Source organism: Pseudofrankia coriaricola (assembly GCF_032027725.1).
In the GTDB taxonomy this organism is placed as follows: Bacteria; Actinomycetota; Actinomycetes; order Frankiales; family Frankiaceae; genus Pseudofrankia.
The window spans coordinates 1-20050 of record NZ_JASNFO010000143.1 but is presented as its reverse complement, the minus strand read 5'-3'; the positions used below and the strand labels follow the sequence as shown (position 1 = coordinate 20050).

Below are 20050 nucleotides of genomic sequence, written 5' to 3'. Positions count from 1 at the left end.
GTCGACATCGACGGTCGTCACCGTCTATCGTGGGCACGCCCAGCCCGCGTTCTCGGCTTCGCCGGCAGGACCCGAGCCCGGCCGCGGCGGGCCCACGGCCGTGACCGCGGGCGACGCGCGGTCCGTGCGTCAGCGCCGTCGTCGCCTTCGGAGGAAGAAGACCACGTGGACCTCGCTGTCACCCAGGAGCAGGCCGAGCTGCGCCGGACCGTGCGCGACTTCCTCGACAAGACGTCGCCGGAGACGGAGGTCCGCCGGCTCATGGAGACGGCGGACGGCTACGACCCCGACACCTGGCGGCGGCTGGCCGGTGAGCTCGGCGTCGCCGGCCTGACGCTGCCGGAGGAACACGGCGGCGCCGGCTACGGGTTCGTCGAGCTCGGCATCGTGCTCGAGGAGGCCGGACGCTCCCTGCTGTGCGCGCCGCTGCTGTCGACCGTCGTCCTGGCCGCCTCGACGCTGCTCGCGCTGGACGACGAGCAGGCCCGCGCCGACTACCTCCCCGGCATCGCCGCCGGGACGACCATCGCCACGCTCGCGCTCACCGAGGCCGCCGGCCGCTGGGACGGCCCCGACGCCGTCACCACCACGGCCGCCCGCGGCGCGCACGGCTGGACCGTCACCGGGACGAAGGCGCATGTGCTCGACGGGCACCTCGCGGCGTTGCTGCTCGTCGCCGCCCGCACCGACGCCGGGACCAGCGTGTTCGCCGTCGACGGCGACGCCCCGGGCGTGCACCGGCAGCCGCGGGCCACGCTCGACCAGACCCGCCGGCAGGCCGACCTCACCTTCACCGCCGCCCCGGCCCGGCTGCTCGGCGACGAGGGCGCGGCCTGGCCGGCGCTGGCGCGCGTGCTCGACCTGGCCGCGGTCGCCGTCGCCACCGAGCAGGTCGGTGGCGCGGCACGGGTCCTCGACATGGCCGTCGGCTACGCGAAGAGCAGGGTCCAGTTCGGCCGGCCGATCGGCTCGTTCCAGGCCGTCAAACACAAGCTGGCGAACATCCATCTCGACGTCGAGACGGCGCGCTCGGCCGCCTGCTACGGGCTGTGGGCCGCGGCCGGCAGCCCGCCCGACCTGCCACTGGCGGCGAGCCTGGCCAAAGCCTGCTGCGGGGACGCCTACGTCACGGCGGCCACCGAGAACATCCAGGTACACGGCGGCATCGGCTTCACCTGGGAGCACCCCGCGCACCTCTACCTGAAGCGGGCGCACAGCTCGCGGCAGCTCTTCGGCAACGCCGCGGACCACCGGCAGCGCCTGGCCCGGCAGGTGCTCGCCGAGCAGCCCGAGTGACCCTGAGCAATCTGAGTGGCATCGAGCGGCCCGAGTCGCGTCGAGCGGCCGAGCAAGAGCGAAGGTCCCGAATGACGGTGGAAAGTCCGAGTGGCCCGGGCATCCGGCTACGAACGCGCGTGGAGGCGAAGACCTGATGCCGACCTCAGCCGTACCGGCACCCGAGGGTGCCGTCGAAGGGCGCGCCGAGTTCCAGGACCGGGTCCGTGCCTGGTTCGCCGCCAACGCGCCGCGTAAGGGATCGCCGGAGGACTTCTCCGCCGTCCATGTCGTCAGCGCGCGGACGGCCGAGGAGTACCGCCGGCAGGAGCAGCGCGCGATCGACGTGACCCGCGCCTGGCAGCGAAGGCTCTTCGACGCGGGCCTGGCCGGCCGGTCCTGGCCGGCCGAGTGCGGCGGCCGCGGCGCGCCGGCCTGGCAGGACGAGGTCGTCGCCGCGGAGCAGGCCAGGTGGGGCGTGTCGACGAAGATGTTCGCCGTCGGGCTGGAGATGGTCCCGGCGGTGCTGTTCGCCCACGGCACCCCCGAACAGCGGGCCACCTACCTCCCGCCCGTCCTGCGGGGCGAGCACAGCTGGTGCCAGCTGCTCTCCGAGCCGGGCGCAGGCTCCGACCTCGCCAGCGTCCAGACGAAGGCGACGCCGCGGGACGACGGCGGCTGGTCGGTCACCGGCCAGAAGGTGTGGACGTCCAACGCCGGCTGCAGCGAGTACGCCCTGCTCATCGCCCGCACCGGCCGCCGGGAGGACGGCCGCGCCGGCCTGTCCTGCTTCGTGCTTGAGCTCGCGAAGCTCGGCGTCGACATCCGCCCGCTGCGCCAGATGTCCGGCGGCTACCACTTCAACGAGGTCTTCCTCGACGAGGTGGCCGTCCCCGCGGCGGGGCTGATCGGCGGCCTGGGCGACGGGTGGGCAGTGCTGCGCACGATGCTCGCGAGCGAGCGGGCCGCGATAGGCGGCGGCACCAGCGCCCGCTCCGCCACCCAGCTCGTCGCGCTCGCCCAGCGGCTCGGCCGCGCCGACGACCCCGCCGTGCGGGACCTGCTGGCCCAGGCGGTCATCCGGGAGCGGACGCTTGACCTGCTGCGGGCCAGGATCGCGGCCGGCCACCATGTGCCGGCCGGCGGGCCGACGACGAAGCTGCTCTACTCCGAGCACGCCAGGCTCAGCGCCGACGCCGCGACCACCATCCTCGGAATGGCGGCGACGACCGTCGACGACCCGGTCGCGGCGCCGTGGATCGAGCGGCTGCTGTTCGCCCCCGGGCTGCGCCTCGGCGGCGGCACGGACGAGATCCAGCGCAACGCGATCGCCGAGCGGGGGCTCGGCCTCCCCCGCTGAGCCGCCCGTCGGGCCTGACCGGGAACACCCGCCCCGCGCACCCGGCCGGGTGCGCGGCGACTCGCGCCGGGCCTGGGCCTGGTGGTGACCATCCAGTTCCCCATGCGGGTGGGGCAAAGCCCATGGACCGGATGGAACGTGATAATCCCGTTCGTCCTGCCGGCGATTGGCCCGGACGGGAGGAGCCAGCCTCGGCGGGGAGATCCAGGGCGGCGCCGACAACAGGATGGACACGAGAACCGCTCCGGTATACTCGGCATTTATGTCAGGGCTTCCTGCTCGTCCGGACGTGCGCAAGGACGCACGCGGCATCCACACGCGGGATCTGCTTCTCCGGACGGCGGAGCGGCTTTTCGCGAGTCAGGGAATCGCTCGCACCTCGACCCGGCAGATCACGGCCGAGGCCGGCATCAGCCGGGACGCAATCCACTATCATTTCGGCTCCAAGGCGACCCTGGTGCTCGCGATTGTCGACGCCCGCACCGAGGAGCTCCGCGCCGAAATCGAGCGGCTGTTCGCCGTGAACGTCCCGGACCGGGACATCACCATTCGCGACATCGCCCATGCCATGGTGGTCGCCGCGACCGAGATGGCCGAACACGAGACCGGCCGGTACTACCATCCCTTCCTGGTCGCCCTGATGAACGATCCGGAGTTCCGGCACCTTGTGAACTCGAGGTCCTCGCCACAAAGCGAGGCCGTCGTGGCGCTGCTCACCCCGCTCACCCCGGGTGTCGGTGAGGCGGAACGCGTCTACCGGGTGGCGTGCGCGCTGGTGCTGGTCCTGTTCGGCACCGGGAACGGCGGTGTCGCCGAATGGGTGAGCTCCCAGGTCGAGACCACCCAGGGACATCTGCTGATAATGCTGACCGACACCGTCACGAACGTGTTGGCCGGCGGCGTCCCGACCACGGCCACGGCGGGCGCGTCCGGGCGGGGAGGCGCGCCTCGCGGCCGCGAGGCGGCCGTCGTCGGCCCGGTCATGGACCGCTCCGCGAAGTAGGGTCGGCCGTTCTCCGGCGGGCGAGACGACCGGCCCCGCGCGACGGCCGGCCGAACCGGTCACCGCCGAAACGGCGACCGGCTCGGCCCTCGATCGGCTACCGGCTCAGTTCCCGATCGGTGAGACTCCGACCGACGTGAACCCGGCCGGCTCGCCCTTGTCGTTCAGCGTCGCGACCAGCCCGCCCCGGACACACACCCCGGGCTGGTCGGGAATCGCCTTGCCGTTGCACCGGAAACGCAGGCCTTCCGCACCCGGCAGGTCCTTCTCCGGCATCGCCTTGATGGCGGCGGTGATCGACGCGGGCGTGACATCACCGGTGAGTCCCTCGACCGCCGCGCCAAAGGCGGCGACCACGGTGAACATGCTCATCGTGCCGGGCCGGTTGACGTCGATGTCGTGGCCATAGGTCTTGACTACGGCGTTCAGCAGGCGGGTCGACGGGTTGTCCGTGCCGACGGGCGCGGTCGCGGAGACTCGCAGGCCCTTGAGGGAGCTGGCCGGCACCGCCTTGCGCGTCGCATCGGTGATGCACAGTGCCAGGGCGACGACCGGGCCGGTGTACCCGACCGCGCGCAGGCCGTTGAGCGCGCTGATGCAGAAGGCGTCGCCGCCGATGATCGACACGACACCCGGGTCGCCGGTCGCGATGTCCCGCAGCTGCGGCGTCATGTCGGCCGTGCCCGGCGGGACCGCGACGACGTGGAGGTCGATTCCCTTCTCCTTGAACTTCGACGGCGCGACCGACCTGTAGAAGTCCGAGACGACGGGCACGTCGATCACGACCGCGGTCACCTTCTTGAGGCCCTTGTCCTTCGCCTGCTGGATCGGCAGGTCGATCTGACCGAAGAACGGGTCGGTCAGCTCGAAGGTCGACTGGGTGTCCGCCAGCGCCGCGGAGGCGGAGGTGTTCGCGAACATCAGCGGGATCTTCGCCTGGTGCAGCGGTGTCCAGATGCTCTCCCCGACCGAGGACGAGCCGACGACGACGGCCACGACGTTCTGCTCGACCATCCGGTTGGCGCAGTCGGTGCCCTTGCCGGGATCCGCCAGGGCATCGCATTTCACCAGCTCGATCGGCCGGCCGGCGATACCGGAACGGTGCTCGTTGAGCCACTTGATGGTGGCGTCGGCGACGCGCCCCTCGTAGGACAGGTCCGAGACCGGGCCCTTGCCGTCCGAGATCATGCCGATCCGGACCGGGGTGCCCTTCGCCACGGCGGCCGGACCGAGCACGTCGGCGGCGGCCGCGGCGGCGGCCGTCGAGGCCGCGACGCCGGCGCCGTCGTCGCCACCGCCACCGCCACCGCAGCCGGTGATGAGGAACAGGCTCGCGGCCAGGGCCGCCGCGGCGGCTAACGTCATCCCGGCTGGGCGTCTGCCCGCTCGTCGGCGGCCCGCGGGATGACGCGAGATCCCAATATCTCTCATGGTTCTTCTCCTCTTGTCACGGTGGTGAATGCCGGCATTGGAGGCGCGACTTTCTTCGGAGGCATCGGGAAAGGCCCAGAAGCGCCGATTCGCAGACGCGCCGTCAGTCCTCGTTCCAACCCGTCTTGAGAAAACTCTCGGTGTGCTCCCCGATCCGGGGAGCCGGTCGGGAGATGCACCAGGCGGTATGGTTGAACCGGTACGGCGCCCCAGGATGGGTCTCGACTCGGCCCGTATACGGATCGGTCACCTCGGTCGCGAATCCCCGGGCGACGAGGTGTGGGTCGGCGACCGCCTCCTCCGGCGACGCCACGAATCCCGCGACGATGCCGCGGCGCTGACAGCCCAGAAAGAAGTCATACGCCGGGAGGCGCTGGGCGAGCAGAACCATCGCGTCGCGCGAGGCGTTCCAGATCTCCTGCGCCAGCGGGTCGGTCGCGAGCTCGATGACGGCCACACCGCCGCGCTCGGCCCCGAGCTCCAGCAGGACCACGTCGGGGAACTCGTCGCGCAGCCCGACCAGGTCGACCCACTCGACGATCGAGGCGTAGTCCTCGGCAGCCCGCGGCGGGAACCCCAGGACGACGTGGTGCCCGTCGGCCGCCTGGACCTGCGTCGGAGCGCTGCCGCCGACCATCGCGTGCCGGCCCGTCTGCCGCTCGACGATGCCCCCGTCGGTGAGGTACTGGGTGGTGGCCAGCTCGCTGGAGACGTTGAGCGCGGCGTCGACGCTGACGTCGACGTGCTGCCCACGCCCGGACACCGCGCGGTGCAGGAGCGCGGTGAGCGCGGCCGTGACGGCGAAGGATCCCGCGACGTGCGCGCTCTGCCCGCCACCGCCCCGCACCGGCGGCAACGTGTGGTCGTCGTAGCCGCAGTTGTGTACCGGGCCGCCGCCGGCCATCAGCGTGAGGTCGGTGGCCGGGACGTCGGGGGGCGACCCGCGCCGCCCGAACGGCGTTACCGAGACCCAGACGAGCGACGGGTACTCGTCCGAGAAGGTCGCCGGGTCGAGCGTGAGCAGGCCGGTGTCCCGCGCCGGCAGCCCCTCCAGGAGAACGTCGCAGTCGGCGAGAAGCACCCGGAACCGCTCGCGGCCCGTGCCGTCGCCCAGATCGAGCAGGACGCTTCGCTTCGAGGTGTTGTAGTGCCGCCAGTGCAGGCTCGCCTCGGGCGCCGGCAGGTCGCCGGCGAACGGGCCCCAGCCGCGGGTCGCAGACCCGCCGGGGGGCTCGACCACGACGACGTTCGCTCCCAGGTCGGCGAGCACCTTGCCCGGGTAGGCGGAGAACTCCCCGGCGATCTCCAGGACGCGCAGGCCGTGCAGCGGGCCGGTCACACGGCCCCCTCGGCCGTCAGCTCGGCCTGCTCGGCCTCGTCGACACCGAGCAGATCGCCCAGGACGAAACGGTTGTGCTCGCCGAGGCGCGGGGCGCCGCGACGCAGTGACCAGTCGGTCTCCGACAGGTGCACCGGCAGCCCCTCGACCCGCATCGGCCCGATGTCGGGATGCGTGACGGTCGGCCAGAGATCCCAGTCGGGTGTCGCCGCCGCCCCGTCGATCCGCTCGGCCGGCGTGCGGACGGGGCTGGCGGGGATCCCGGCCGCCACCAGCCGGTCCGCGAGTTCCTGGCCGTCGAGTCCGGCGGTCCACGCGGCCAGCCGGGCGTCGAGCGCGTCCTGGTCGGCGAGCCGGGCGGCGAGCGTCGCCAGCTCGGCGCCCACGGCCCAGGGCTGGCCGATCTCGTCCGCGAGGCGCCGCCAGTCCAGGTCGTCGCGGCAGGCCAGCGCAATCCAGCGGTCCTCCCCCAGCGCGGGGTAGATCCCGTGCGGTGCCATCGCGGGGGCGCCGCCGCGGTTGGAGTCGACGGATCCCGGCGCTCGCGGGGTACGCCCGTTTAGGTGGTGGTCGAGGATGTCGGGACCGGTGAGGCTCAGGCCGACCTCGACGCCGGCCACATCCACCCACTGCCCCTCGCCCGTCTGGTCGCGGTGCCACAGCGCCGCGAGCGTCGCGATCGCCATCGCGTAGGCGCCCATGTGGTCCATGTACGAGAAGCCCCAGCCGGCCGGCGGCTGCCCCTCCAGGCCGGCGGTGAAGGTCAGGCCGCTCACCGCCTGCACGATCGGCCCCCAGGTGCGGAAGTCGCGGTAGGGACCGGTGGCGCCGAACCCGCTGTGGGAGACGTAGACGATGTCGGGCCTGATCTCCTGGAGCCGTTCGTACGGGAAGCCGAGCCTGGCGAACACCCCGCCGGCGAAGTTCTCGGTCACGACGTCGGAGATCGCGATCAGCCGGGTGAGCAGGTCACGGCCGCGCTCGGTGCGCAGGTTGAGCGTGATCCCCAGCTTCTCGGTGTTGTGGTTGTTGAAGCCGCCGCCGAACTCGATGCCGCGGCGTTCGTCACGGTAGGGCGGGGCGCCGCGGACGATGTCCCAGCCGCCCCTGGTCGCCGGGTCCTCGACACGGATCACCTGGGCGCCGAACGCCGCGAGGATCCTGGTCGCCCCGGCGCCGGCCAGCTGGCCGGACAGGTCGCACACGCGGATCCGGCGTAAGGCCGTCGACCTTGCTTCGAGATCAGCCGGGCACCCGGCCCACCGATCGACCAGCCCGCCGGCGGCGGGCCGCGACGACGATCCGACCACTCGCTGCCTCCTGGGTAGGTGCCTGAGCGGGTGGAGCACCCGCGGAGGACAGTTTCTATCAAGCGCTTGACAGAAAAGTCCAGGTCTCCGCCCCATTCGCGGCGTATGTCCGCCCTTTGGCGCAGCCAGCTTCCCGGGACGCGGCCTCAGCAGCGGTCGGCGGCAAGGGGCGGCAGGGGCCCGGTGACCAGGTGTGCTCGGCGTCGGCGACGGGCAGCCGGCTCACCCGCGATCGGTCACGCGCGACGGCTCACGCGCTGCCAGCGGCGACCGGTCCAGCGCCGCGCCGACCGCCGGCTTGCCGCCCGGGCGCAGCGTCAGCGAGCCGCCCGCCGGGATGCCGAGGGCCTCGGCGGTGCACCCATGCCGAGGGCCTCGGCGGTGCACCCGTCGACCCGGCACGTCCTGACCGGGACACGTGACGTGAGCCTGCCACCGAGCGGGAGCGCGAGCGGCTGTCCATCCGTCGCTGGACCTGCCGCGGGCCAGGATCGCGGCGGGCCACTCCGCCTCCGCCCCGGGGCCGACATCGAGCGGCTGCTATTCGCCCCGGCCTGCGCCTCGGCGGCGCACCGACGAGATCCAGCGCAACGCGATCGCCGAGCGCGGTGTCGGTCTCCCCCGCTGAGCCTCCGGCGGACCCGACCGGTTCATGACTCTCCGGTCGCGGATTCGAGCCCCCACCCGCCTCGACCGCCTGCCGCAATTTCTGCAATCGACGAAATGATTCCTCAAGGGAGAGTCGTCTCATCTTGATCTCAAGACCTCGTGGCCGCTTGCGGTGTCACGCGCGCCGGTGGCGATGAGAGTAGCCGGACGGTGCGGCGGCTCGTTCTCTTTAGGAGTGGCCCGTGGCTAACAACCGTAGTTCACGGCCGCGGTCGACGGCGCTGGAGCGGCCGGTGGCGCCGAGTTTGGTGTAGATGTGGCGGATATGTGTGTTGATGGTGTTGACGGAGACGGACAGTTCGTGGGCGATTTCAGGTCGGGTGAGGTTGGTGGGCAGGTACCGCAGTACTCGCAGTTCGCTGGGGCTGAGCTGCTCGTGCGGCTGCCCCGGCGCGACGGCGGGGGTCGCGGGGGTCGTGCCGTGGACGGCGTCGCGGATGTCGGCGATCAGGGCGGCGTGGGCGGTGGCACGCGAGGGCGCCATCTCGAGAAGTTGCCATGCCCCGGTCATCGAGAACGGCGCGATCAGCCGGTCGGGTCCGGCGATCTCGAGTGCCTGCTCGACGCAGGCGCGAGCCGCGGGAAGGTCGCCGAGGTCACGGTGGGCGAGCGCGTCGAGGAGGTGGGCCTCGACGCGGGTGAGGTAGGGGTTGACCGGTGCGGTGCCGTCGAGTACCGGCCGGAGGGCGTGCCGGGCGGCGTCGGGTTGGTGGGCGGCAAGGTGCAGCGCCGCGGTGGCGTTACGCATTTCGCCGGTGGCCGCTAGGTCGGGGTCGACGGTGGCGAGGGTTGCTGCGGCTTGGTCGAGCAGTCCGAGGCGGGCCTGGGTGGCGATCGTCCAGGCGGTGACCCAGGTGGTAAGCCCGTGCCGTCCCGCCATGCGGGTCTGGACTCGTGCGGCGGTGGTGAATGCGGTGAGGGCTTGCGGGTGCTGGCCTCGTGCGGCATACGAGACGCCGTCGACGAGGTGCAGCAGGATTTCAAGGCCGGGTTCGCCGCCACCGTGGGCGGCGGTCCGGGCCTGGTCGAGCCATTGCCGGCCGTGGTCGAGTTCTCCGGTCCAGATGAGGGTGCCGGCGAGTGTCGCCAGCGCCGGTGCGATCACCGGTGCGGTGGCCCAGCCATGCCGGGCGGCCAAGGCGATGGCGTCCTCGCAGTGCTGCCGGGCCTGGCCGAATGAGTGGGCGATCGCGGCGAATCCGAGGTGGGCGCGGCAGGCGACCTCGAGGTAGGGGCGGTTGATGTCGTGGGCGAGGGCGGCGCCGTCGCGGAGGTGTCGTTCGCTGTCGGCCAGCCGTAGCGACCAGGCTTCGGTGACGCCGAGGTTCATCAGGGCCAGGGCCCGCAGGTCGGCGCCAAGGGCGAGGCCGCCACCGATGGTGCCGGCGCTGGAGAGGGTGTCGATCTGGGCGATGACACCGTCGAAGTGGCCGCGGAGCCGGGCGAGTAGCAGGTCCAGCGACGCGATCGCCAGGTTCAACTGGTCGCGGTGGACCGCTGGGGACGTTGCGGCGTAGGTGCGCACGGTGTCGAGGTGCGCGGCGGCGTGGTCCAGGCGCATCCGGTCGAGGTCGGCGATGGTGTCCACCAGCGCCAAATCCGGATGCGTGTCGCGGATCGGGGCAGGAAACGCCTGGAGCAGGCTGGTCACGGTGGCGGCGTGGCCGTCGAGGGTGAGGCTGAGCGCGTGGTCGGTGAGCAGCCGGGCTGCGGCGCTCCAGTCGCCGGCGGCTTGGAGGTGGCCGATGGCCTCGACGGGGTGGTTGCGCTCGGTCAACCAGCCGGCGGCGAGTCGGTGCAGCTTGGGCACCTGGCCGGGTTCGGTGCGGCGCAGTTGCAGGGCGAGCATGTCGGCGACTAGGTGATGGAACCGGAACCAGGTGCGGCCGGGGTCGAGGGAGACGACGAACGCGTTGGTGTCCTCCAAGTCGAGCAGGAGCCCCTCTGAGCCGGTGGCGCCGGTGAGCAGATCGGCCAGCTCGCCGTTGATCCGGTCGAGCACGCTGGTGCGCAGCAGCAGCCGCTGGACGTCCGCCGGCTGCCGGTCGAGCATTTCGGCCATCAAGTACTCGGCGACGGTGCGGTCGGTGCCGGAGAACTCCGCCACGAACCCGGCCGGATCGGGGTTGCCGGACAGGGACAGCGCGGCCAGGCGAAGGCCTGCGGCCCAGCCCTCGGTCCGCTGGTGCAGGACGGCGACGAGGCGCTCGGGTAGGTCGACGCCGGCGGCGGAGAGTAGCTGACGGGTTTCGCTCGCGGTGAAGGTCAGCTGCGCGGCGCGGATCTCGGCGAGTTCCCCGTCCAGACGCAGCCGGTGCAGGCGCAGGGGCGAGTCGTGTCGGGTGGCGACAGCCGCGTGCACCGCGGCGGGAAGGTTCGCCAGCAGTTCGGTGAGATGCTCGATCGCGGACGTCGAATGCAGCTCGTGGAGATCGTCGATGATCAGTGCGGTGGCACCGTCGAGGGCGGCGAGTTCACCCAGAACCTGGGCGACCATCGTGGGACCGTCGAAGTCCGGTGTCGGCGACGGCGGGTCTGCGTGGCACGCCGCCCGGATCGCGGCTAGCAGAGCGAGCCAGAACTGGTGCGGGTCGGCTTGGCCCGGCCGCACGGTCAGGAACACGATGCGGCGATCTGTCGCGGCGTGGCCGGCCCAGGTCCGCAGGAGCGACGTTTTTCCACTGCCGGCGGGTGCCGAGATGACCGTTACCCGACGCTCAGTGGCGCGGTCCAGTGCGGCAAGCAGACCGGGTCGGCTGATCAGCCCTGGTCCAGGGGCGTGTGGCGGATCGACCGTGGTGGACGCGGCCATCCGCGTGCCCTCTGAACGTGGCACCGTGTCAGCCTATCGCACGCGAATCACCGGAATCTGGTGACGACCGGTCATCCGGTCGGCGACAACGCTCAAGCGACCGGCCAGTCAGGCCGGGCGAATTTGAGCGGAGATCGTGATGACATCAGCCGCCACCGACGAACCCCAGCCGCTGCCCGACTACGCGCCGGTCCCGGACTTGGCGCTCGGCCCGGCCCTCAACGACCACGGCTTCTACGTTGGCAGAGTCCAGCGCAACCTGTTCTGGGTGACCGACGGCACTTACCAGTGCGCGTTCTTGGCCACCCGCGACGGGGTGGCGCTCTTCGACGCCCCACCGACGATCGGACACAACCTGCGTCGTGCCGTCGATGAGATCACCGCGGCCGAAGGCGTCCCGAACACGGTGACGCATCTGGTGTATTCCCACCACCACGCCGACCACGCTGGGGCGGCGGACCTGTTCGGCGACGACGTGGTCCGCATCGGTCACGTCGAGACGCGGCGGCTGCTGCTTCGCGACAACGACCCGACCCGCCCGGCGCCCGAGGTCACCTTTGAGGATCGGTACACGCTGCAGGTCGGCGGAGAGCGAGTCGAGCTGGCGTTTCACGGCCCGAATCACTCGCCGGACAACATCTTCATCCACTTCCCGGACCACGACGCGCTGATGCTCATCGACATCGTCAACATCGGCTGGGTACCGATCTACAACCTCAACCTCAGCGAGGACGTTCCAGGCTATCTCGACGCCCCCGCCCAGGCTCTGTCCTATCCATGGACGCACTACATCGGCGGGCACCTCGGTCGGCTCGGTACCCGCGACGACATTGCCCTGCACCAGCGCTACATCGCCGACATTGTCGACAGCTGCCGTGCCGCGCTGGGATCGGTGGATCCGACACCGTACTTCGTGAGGTACGGCGCGAACGTGTGGGCGGCGGTCGGCGGCTACCTCGACGCCGTCACAGCAAAGGCAGCCGCACCCATCATCGCCCAGTACACCGGCGTGCTCGCGGCCGCGGACGTGCCGGCGTTCACCACCAGCACCACCTTCACGATCCTGCAGTCGATGCGCCTGGACCTCGGCGCGGGCTCCCAGGTCCACCCGTGACCACACCCGGCGCCCGAGCCAGCACCGCGGACCTGGGCGGGTACTTCCCGCTCGGCCCGTGGCGGGTGCGCAGAGCCGGGTACGGGGCGATGCAGCTGGCCGGCGACGGGTTCTTCGGACCGGCAGCACGCGATGGCGACGAGGCGGTCCGGGTACTGCAGGCGGCCGTCGCCGCCGGCGTCGACCACATAGACACCGCCCAGTACTACGGGCCCGGCACCGTCAACCAGCTCATACGCGAGGCGCTGCACCCCTACCCGGCGAGCCTCGCGATCGTCAGCAAGGTCGCCGCACGACGCGACACCGACGGCGCGCTGGTGCCCTTCGACGACCCGCACGAACTTCGCCAAGACATCGAGGACAACCTCACCACCCTGGACATCGACCGGCTTGCCGCGGTGAACCTGCGGATCGCGGACCCGGCCGCACCCGCGGGCCGGCGGTTCGACGCCCAGATCGCCGCCCTCGTCCAGGCCCGCGACGAGGGCCTCATCGGCGGTGTCGGCATCAGCAACGTCTCCCGGGAACACCTGGTCCGGGCCAGGGCACAGACCGAGATCGTGTGCGTGCAGAACCTGTTCAACCTGGCCGACCAGTCTGCCCGCGACGTACTGGCCGAATGTGAGGCCCATGGCATCGCGTTCGTCCCGTACTGCCCACTGGGCTTGGCCGGAGACCAGCGGCGCCGGCTGCTCACCGAACCCGTGCTCACGGCGACCGCCGCGCGGCTTGGCGCGACACCGGTGCAGGCCGCGCTCGCCTGGCTGCTGGACCTCGCGTCGAACATTCTGCTCATCCCGGGCACCCGCACCCGCGGCCACCTCGCCGAGAACCTCGCCGCCGCCGACGTCCGTCTCGACGACACGGCCCGCACCGAACTGACCCGCCATTTCCGACCCTGAACGGAGCTGACGACCGTGGACAACGAAGAGATCATCCGCAACGCGTACCGGATCGCCGAGGCCAAAGACACCGAAGGCTGGCTGGCCGCGTTCACCCCCGACGGAACGTTCACCGACGAGTCGATCGGGGTCACCTACCGCGGCCAGGACCGGACGTTCCCGCTGGACAACTACGGGCGGGCGTCTCCGACATGCACCGCGAACTCCACCAGGTCTACGTCAACGGCGACATGGTCATCGTCCAGCTCGCGCTGCAGGGCACCCACGACGGGCCGCTCCAGGCCGGCGACGGGATCATCGCACCGACCGGCAACCGGATGGACGCCCCGTGCTGTGACGTGTTCCAGCTGCGTGACGGCAGGATCGAACGGTTCGACTGCTACCCGTCGGGCACCGTGATCCTCGCCCAACTCGGTGTCCTCGGCGCCCTCGACGCCGCCATCACCCGCTCATGACCACGCCGATCACGGGCGCCGAAGCGGCCGACCGGCTGGCGATCCGCGACCTCGTCGACGCCTATGCGCACTGTGCCGACCGCCGCGACGCCGTCGGCCGGATGCGCGCTTCCACCCGGAGCCTCCGGTCGCGCGAATCACCGGAATCCGGTGACGTGTCCTCACCTGCCGGACGACAAGGCTAGAAGGGCCTGCCTCCCGGCAGGAGATTCAGCAGCGGATTTGCCGTCGGCGAGCGCCGCCTCGGGAGCGCTGACGCCAATCCCAGGGGAAGGGAGATCCTCGGTGAGCACCGAGCAGCGAGAGACCCTCGACGCGATCCTGCGACAGTCAGCCTTCCCTGACGGCATCGATGTCATCGAGCAACGGCGACTGCTCAAGGAGTTGGTATCGGCGCAGCCACTGCCCGCCGACGTGACCGTGACCGCAGCCGCACTGGGCGGCGTACCCACTGCCGAGATCACCATCGACGGCATCGAACCCCGCCATGTCGTCCTGTACTTTCACGGCGGCGTGTACGTACTGGGGGACGCCGTCAGCGCCGCCAACCTGGCCTCCCAGATCGGCCGGCGGACGCACGCAAAGGTCATCTCCGTCGACTACCGGCTTGCCCCCGAGCATCCGTATCCAGCAGCGGTCGACGACGCCCTGACCGCCTACGAAGCCCTCCTGCACAACGGCACCGCACCGTCGGACATCGTCTTCGCGGGCGAGTCCGCCGGCGGCGGACTCGCGATCGCCACCCTGGTCAACGCCCGCGATCACGGGCTGCCCCTGCCGGCCGCGGCCCTCGTCATGTCACCGTATGCCGACCTCACGCTGGCCGGGGCGACCATGGACACCAAGGGGGAGGTCGACGTACTAATGAGTCGAGAAAATCTTCAAACCCGAGTCGCCGACTACACGGCCAGTCAAGACGCCGCTTCCGGGCTGATCAGCCCCATATTCGCCGACCTGTCCCGCCTGCCGCCGCTGATCATCCAGGTCGGAACCCACGAGCTGCTCCTTGACGACGCCGTCCGCCTCGCGCGACAGGCCGCCACCGCCGACGTCGACGTCACCCTCGACATCACCCCCGGAGTACCGCACGTCTTCCAGACCTTCTATCCGATCCTCGACGAAGCGGTCGGCGCGCTGGACCGGGCCGGACAACTCCTGTCGACGCATCTTGCCAGCGCAGAACGCGTCACCGGATAGGGAAAGGCAGAACGCATGGCTACGTTCAACGACACGATGATCGAGAGCTTCCGGGCCAACGACGGCGTCCTCGGCGGTCCTTTCGAGGGCAGGACCACCCTCCTGCTACACACTCCCGGCCGCAAGTCCGGCAAGCAGTTCGTCAACCCTCTCGTCGCGGCGCCCCACGGCGACTCGTACATCGTCTGCGGCAGCGCAGGCGGTGCGCCGCAGGACCCGCAATGGGTGGCCAACCTAGAGGCCGTCGAAGGCCCCGTCACCATCGAGCTGGGCGCCGACACGGCGCAGGCCGACCACCGGGTGGTACGCCCCGGCCGCGACGACGACTGGGACCAGCTGTACGGCGTGTGGCGCGCATATTGGCCAGACGCCGCGACATACGAGAAACAAACCGACCGGAAATTCCCGGTCGCCGTCATCATCGTACGTTAACGGCCACGTCTCGTTCGAGTCCCAGTTGGCTTCGACGCAAACGGCTACCTGCGGTAGCGGCGGGGCCAGCGCTCGGCGCACATCCGGATCATGAGCCTGTCGCCTGTCGCCTGCGGCCCGAGGCGGCTGACCCCGGACAACCAGGCCCGGCGCGGCCGGGCCATCGTGGATCAATGGTTCTGCCTCCCGAGTGGCTCGGTGAATCCGGGGATCATCTTCTCGAGGAGACGCTCGCGATCCTCAGCGACCCGGCGTACATCACAGTGGCCGTGTTCAGCGCATTCTCCCCATGCCTCGCGGTGCCTGGCGCCGCCGTTTCGCTTCCCGACGCTCCGCCCGGGCGAAGTGTGGACGCATCCCCGCCGCTGCCGATGACGTATTTGGCGAGCAAGGCGCTCACTGCGGAGGTGGGCGTTCTATCGTGAGTGCGTCAGAGGATGTGTGTTCCGGTGCTTCCCCGCCCAGGATCCGACTGTCGTCGAGACGACGTTCGTCAGCTATGAACGCCGACAGGACGCGCGGGCTGGGTGACCGATGAGGAAGGGTTTAGGAGTGCGAGCGCGGACGGTCGACCGCCTGGTGTGGCAGGTTTGCACGGGCGACGGCTTCTACAGACGTCGGCGGGCTGGTCGGGCCGCCGACCGGCTTGCCCGAGCCATCAGTCGTGGTGACCTGCTCGGGGGGCGGATGCCGAACACGGTGGAGGTCCTTCTCGGGTGGCTGCCCGAGTCACTGCCGCGTCGGGCTGACCGCATCCGTCTGGCGCTGCGTTCGCTACCCGATCCGGCGGCGCAGCATCTTATGTGCGAGATCGCACTCAGCCAGGGTGGTGAGGCGAGGGCGGCTGCGATCGAAGCTGGCTACCTGCCCGCGCTGGACGCCGACCGCGCGGCCTACTTGGTGCTGACCGATCAGTGGGACCGTTACCACGAGTCGGACCCGGATGGACGTCTGCTCGCCGCCGCCTACCGCGCCCGCCCAGCGTCGGGCCGGGACCGCATTCGGGCCGCCTGTCAGCGCGGACGCGTGGACACGCTACAGATCCTGGTCGGCGACGACCGGCGCGCCGGAGTACGCGACCTCAACGCTGAGACGGCGGACTACCTGCTCGAGTCGCTGATCTCGGCGGGGCGGTGCCAGGAGGCTTGGAGTCTCGTTTTCGACCTGCGGTTCGAATGGGGTCTGCTTGCGGCAGCCCGGCTGCGCGATGCGGATTGGTCACCCAGCCGATCCGACGACCGAGCGCTCTTCGAGGAGCTCGTTTCCCTGCACGGCGACGATCGTCGAGGGCTTGACGACCTTACCGGCGACGGCTGTGGAGTGGTGGTAGCCGAGGAGTTCGGTGAGGTTATGGTCGGCAAAGTTTCCCGGGTCTCGTTCGCACCGGACGCGCTGCAGGTGGCCCTTGCCACGACGGACGGCCAGGTCATTCTGTGGGATCTTGCGTCTGGGCGGGCTGCCTGGCGCAGGACTCTGCCCGAAACCTTCTATTTTCGTCCCACCTATCTCGTCCATGTCGGGGCCGGACATGTCCTTGCCGCGAGGGACAACGTGTACCTGGTCGACGACGTCGGCGTCCACGCCTTCGACGCTCCTGGCATCCTCCTCGCGGCCTCACGCATCTCAGGCGACCAGGCCGTCACGGTGAGGTTTGACTTCATCGACGAAAGGCAGCGGGACGGAGACGTTATCACAGAAACATGGTCAGCCACGGGAAGGCTCAGAACCCAGCACCTTTGCCGCGGCGAGCTACCGAACATGGCCGCCGTTTCCGAAGACGCGGCCCTTCTCGCAGTTCTCCCCAGTTCTATCAATCTGCCCACCGGTTACCATCGCGTACATCTGTACGACCATCTTACCGGAAAGATCGTCGGACGCTCCGGCGCCCTGGGCGACGCGACTTCGGTGAGCTATGGCGAGGGCTACTCTTCTCGCTACGACCCTCGTCCTTCCCATATCGCTTTCGCCCCGGCAGGCGACGAAATTCTGGTCGGGACCAGGCAGGGCGATGTCGGAGTCAATTTCAGTTCGGGCAGCAAGGGGGTGGGCCGCTCCTTCTCCGTGGCTGGCAGGAGCCCGATCGTGGATATTGTGTCGATCGGGGAGACCGCGATTGTTGTGGCGGCCGCCGAGAACGGAAACATCGAAGTGTCAGACTGGATCAGCGCCTCGAGACTACTTTCGATTAAAACAGGCAAACGAATCCGCGCGTTGGCCGCATCCCCCTGTGGGGCCTTCCTGGCTGGGACGTATCATGACGGCACCATCGAGCTATGGGACCTGCGCGCACTGAAGATCGCCTACCTTTTCCAGTTACCGCTCGTAGACGCGACTCCCGACCACCTGACCCAGGTCCAGGATGCCGTCGCGCATGGACTCCCGCCGCGGCTCCGACCGCACGTGGAGGCACTCGGGGCGGTGCTGCAATACCGTTTCCGCCACGTCATCCAGGTCGGCGAGCCTTACGGCGCCGAGAGAGGATAGTCAGCCGATACCGGACTTCGCGAACCATGAGCCAAGGGTGCCAACCGCCTTCCAGGCCTGGCACTGATGACCCCACGTCGATCGAGGCGGCACGGCACCAGGCAGGACCACGGCTCCCCGAATCCGTCACCCCACAAGCGCTCACGTATAACGAGCAGGGCGGGATGGGTCTCGTCCCCCGGATGCCTCACCTGGCCTGGAACGTAGACCTAGCGGTGCAAGAACCCTCGTCCGGAGTTGCTCTGGGGTAGGGGATACGGAGCGTTTCATCCCGGGGGCGAAGGCCCTTGGTGCCGCTCGGGTGCCTCCGCACTTGTGTAGGTGTCATTAGGTGTAGGTACAGTTCGACACACGGATTCAGCTGACAACCTCCAATCGAGGGGGCCGCTCTTGTGGCCGCAAACCCCGCCGAGCTGCGACGGCTCGCTGAACGCGCCGACGTCGCCGCCGACTCGGCCGCCAGGTACATCGCCGCCTACAACTCGATGAGCCTTCGCTACTCCGACCCCTACGCCGGCTACGGAAGACATAAGGGTCTCCATTACCAAGATGTGGAGGACCGCGATACCCATACGGGCAGCGACCGAGCGGCAAGCGCCGCCCACGCGGCCGCCCTCGACGCCGATAATGCCACCCGCAGCGCCCTCGACGATGTCCGAATCCGCATCCCGGTCGCCGCCCGCGTCGCAGTCGCCGCGCGCGCTCGCCTCACGACCAGGCACGCTCGCTGTCCCGGCGCCAAGGAGGCGCGCGCGGCCACCATCGCCGCTCGTCGGGCCGCCGCCTTCGCCCGTCTGGTGGCGGACCGGATGGAAACGCGCGACCGCTCCTGATCACACGCTTGGGCTTGGACCCGTCCTGCGCGGGCATTTCTGAAAGCGCGATCCGCGTCTCATCGGACGAAAGCGCGATCTCGTAGTTAGATCGACCTCGGCCCGACTGCGGTGGTCCGAAAGCCAGGGTTATCAGCAGTTGATGTTGCTCATCGTGAGTAAGACGATATCAAACACGCGTTGATCGTCGGTCCAGCAACATCCAGTTCTTGCGCCCCATTTTACTGATCTTAGTAACGGTGGCGTTACATTCGCGAGGCGCTGACCAGCGTCGATGCGAAGTCGACGCTGAAGGTCAACGTCGCCAATACGGAGACTGCCTGCTGATCACGGCGACCTTGCCCCGCAAGGGCTGGCTGTAGTCCTACATGATTCTTCTCCTTGTTGTGATCAGGACTGGATGGTGGGGCGGACGACAATTTCGCTGATGTCGATGCCGGCGGGCTGTGCGATCGCGTAGCCGACTGCGGCGGCGACAGCGGACGGTGGCATGGCGATCTCCTCGCGTTGACGGGCCAGCGCCGCTGCCGCCTCCGGGCTCGCGCCTTTGCCGACGCCCTCGGTGTCGGTGAAGCCCGGCGACACGAGGGTGACGCGCAGGTCCGGACCCAATGCCGTGAAGCTTAAGTCGATCTTGGATGGCTGATCTTCCGCTGTTGCTGGCCGGCGGGTTGGTACGGCGTGGCGGCGTGGCATCTGTGCTGGTGGGTGGTTTGGTCACGGTTCGTGGCTTCGATGATGTCCCCGGACCAGGTGTCGGTCGGGGTGCTGGTGACGGCGGTCCCGCGTGACGCGGTGGATGAGGCGGTCGAGGTCTGTGGGGTCGGCGAGCGGCGGAAGGGCGGGAAGCTCCCGCCGCATGTGACGTCGTATCTGACGCTGGGAATGTGCCTGTTCCCGGACGACGACTACGCCGAGGTCGCGGCGAAGGTCACCGGGTCGCTGGACCGGTTCGGCTGCTGGGACGCGGCGTGGGCGCCGCCGAGTGCGAGCGGGATCACCCAGGCGCGTAAACGGCTGGGCCGGGCGGTGATGGCCGAGGTGTTCGAGCGGGTCGCCGGCCAGGTCGCGACGCCCTCGACGCGGGGGGCGTGGCTGCGGGGCCGGCTGCTGCTCGCGGTCGACGGGTTCGAGGTCGACGTGCCCGACACCGAGGACAACGCCGCCGAGTTCGACTATGCCGGCTCGGGCGAGAAACGGTCGGCCTTTCCGAAGATCCGGGTCGTCGCGTTGGCGGAGTGCGGCACGCACGCGTTCCGGGCCGCCGAGGTCGGTGGCTGGGCGGCCGGGGAGAGGACGCTGGCCCGCGGGGTGCTCATGCGGCTTCGGCGGGACGAGGTGCTGACCGCCGACCGGGGGTTCTACTCGTTCGACAACTGGGGACTGGCGGCCGGCACCGGCGGCGACCTGATCTGGCGGGCCCCGACCGGGCTG

At 70.1% G+C, this 20050-nt stretch carries 17 protein-coding genes; 12 read left to right on the top strand and 5 right to left on the bottom strand.

Annotated elements, in window-relative coordinates:
• The first annotated feature begins 165 nt into the window (after nt 1-165).
• The 3 genes from QOZ89_RS44985 (at nt 166) to QOZ89_RS44975 (ending at nt 3638) form a co-directional block, all read left to right on the top strand.
• Nucleotides 166-1296 carry an acyl-CoA dehydrogenase family protein gene (locus tag QOZ89_RS44985; RefSeq protein WP_312630218.1) on the top strand — a complete coding sequence of 377 codons (1131 nt, stop codon included), beginning with the start codon at nt 166-168 and terminating at the stop codon, nt 1294-1296.
• Nucleotides 1297-1432: 136 nt separating this feature from the next.
• Nucleotides 1433-2635, top strand: coding sequence for an acyl-CoA dehydrogenase family protein (locus QOZ89_RS44980; protein ID WP_071051894.1), 1203 nt, complete (start codon nt 1433-1435; stop codon nt 2633-2635).
• Nucleotides 2636-2924: 289 nt separating this feature from the next.
• Complete coding sequence (locus tag QOZ89_RS44975) at nt 2925-3638, top strand: TetR/AcrR family transcriptional regulator (RefSeq protein ID WP_241842126.1); 714 nt, start codon at nt 2925-2927, stop codon at nt 3636-3638.
• Between the two features lie 105 nt (nt 3639-3743).
• Here the strand turns inward: QOZ89_RS44975 and QOZ89_RS44970 are convergent, their stop codons facing one another.
• From QOZ89_RS44970 to QOZ89_RS44955, 4 genes are all read right to left on the bottom strand, one after another.
• Nucleotides 3744-5003, bottom strand: a complete 1260-nt coding sequence (locus tag QOZ89_RS44970) for an ABC transporter substrate-binding protein (RefSeq protein WP_312630217.1) — start codon at nt 5001-5003, stop codon at nt 3744-3746.
• A 169-nt stretch (nt 5004-5172) separates the two neighbouring features.
• Complete coding sequence (locus QOZ89_RS44965) at nt 5173-6408, bottom strand: CaiB/BaiF CoA transferase family protein (RefSeq protein WP_071051892.1); 1236 nt, start codon at nt 6406-6408, stop codon at nt 5173-5175.
• On the bottom strand, nt 6405-7613 hold the full coding sequence (locus QOZ89_RS44960) for a CaiB/BaiF CoA transferase family protein (RefSeq protein ID WP_312630216.1): 1209 nt from the start codon (nt 7611-7613) through the stop codon (nt 6405-6407). Before QOZ89_RS44960 ends, QOZ89_RS44965 begins: the two co-directional genes overlap by 4 nt.
• 943 nt (nt 7614-8556) lie before the next feature.
• Nucleotides 8557-11223, bottom strand: coding sequence for a winged helix-turn-helix domain-containing protein (locus QOZ89_RS44955; protein ID WP_312630215.1), 2667 nt, complete (start codon nt 11221-11223; stop codon nt 8557-8559).
• Between the two features lie 115 nt (nt 11224-11338).
• Between QOZ89_RS44955 and QOZ89_RS44950 the strand changes: the two genes are divergently transcribed.
• From QOZ89_RS44950 to QOZ89_RS44915, 8 genes are all read left to right on the top strand, one after another.
• Nucleotides 11339-12313 carry an MBL fold metallo-hydrolase gene (locus tag QOZ89_RS44950; RefSeq protein ID WP_083419453.1) on the top strand — a complete coding sequence of 325 codons (975 nt, stop codon included), beginning with the start codon at nt 11339-11341 and terminating at the stop codon, nt 12311-12313.
• Nucleotides 12310-13215 (top strand): oxidoreductase, encoded by a 906-nt coding sequence (locus QOZ89_RS44945; protein ID WP_312630214.1) that lies wholly within the window; start codon nt 12310-12312, stop codon nt 13213-13215. The genes QOZ89_RS44950 and QOZ89_RS44945 overlap by 4 nt, the downstream gene beginning before the upstream one ends.
• Nucleotides 13212-13670 carry a nuclear transport factor 2 family protein gene (locus tag QOZ89_RS48545; RefSeq protein WP_312630219.1) on the top strand — a complete coding sequence of 153 codons (459 nt, stop codon included), beginning with the start codon at nt 13212-13214 and terminating at the stop codon, nt 13668-13670. The genes QOZ89_RS44945 and QOZ89_RS48545 overlap by 4 nt, the downstream gene beginning before the upstream one ends.
• Nucleotides 13667-13855, top strand: coding sequence for a hypothetical protein (locus tag QOZ89_RS44935; RefSeq protein ID WP_071051888.1), 189 nt, complete (start codon nt 13667-13669; stop codon nt 13853-13855). Before QOZ89_RS48545 ends, QOZ89_RS44935 begins: the two co-directional genes overlap by 4 nt.
• Nucleotides 13856-13955: 100 nt before the next feature.
• Nucleotides 13956-14867: an alpha/beta hydrolase gene (locus QOZ89_RS44930; RefSeq protein WP_312630213.1), complete on the top strand. Its 912-nt coding sequence runs from the start codon at nt 13956-13958 to the stop codon at nt 14865-14867.
• Between the two features lie 15 nt (nt 14868-14882).
• Nucleotides 14883-15299 carry a nitroreductase/quinone reductase family protein gene (locus QOZ89_RS44925; protein ID WP_312630212.1) on the top strand — a complete coding sequence of 139 codons (417 nt, stop codon included), beginning with the start codon at nt 14883-14885 and terminating at the stop codon, nt 15297-15299.
• Nucleotides 15300-15986: 687 nt separating this feature from the next.
• Nucleotides 15987-17783: a WD40 repeat domain-containing protein gene (locus QOZ89_RS44920; protein ID WP_312630211.1), complete on the top strand. Its 1797-nt coding sequence runs from the start codon at nt 15987-15989 to the stop codon at nt 17781-17783.
• 392 nt (nt 17784-18175) lie between these two features.
• A complete protein-coding gene (locus tag QOZ89_RS44915) occupies nt 18176-18616 on the top strand; it encodes a hypothetical protein (protein WP_312630210.1) in 441 nt (146 codons plus the stop codon).
• A 390-nt stretch (nt 18617-19006) separates the two neighbouring features.
• Here QOZ89_RS44915 and QOZ89_RS44910 read toward each other — a convergent pair whose 3' ends face one another.
• Entirely contained in the window at nt 19007-19312 is a 306-nt protein-coding gene (locus QOZ89_RS44910) for a hypothetical protein (RefSeq protein ID WP_312630209.1), read from the bottom strand.
• Nucleotides 19313-19351: 39 nt separating this feature from the next.
• Here QOZ89_RS44910 and QOZ89_RS44905 point away from each other — a divergent pair.
• On the top strand, nt 19352-20050 hold a 699-nt coding region (locus QOZ89_RS44905; protein ID WP_312630208.1), incomplete at its 3' end, for a transposase domain-containing protein.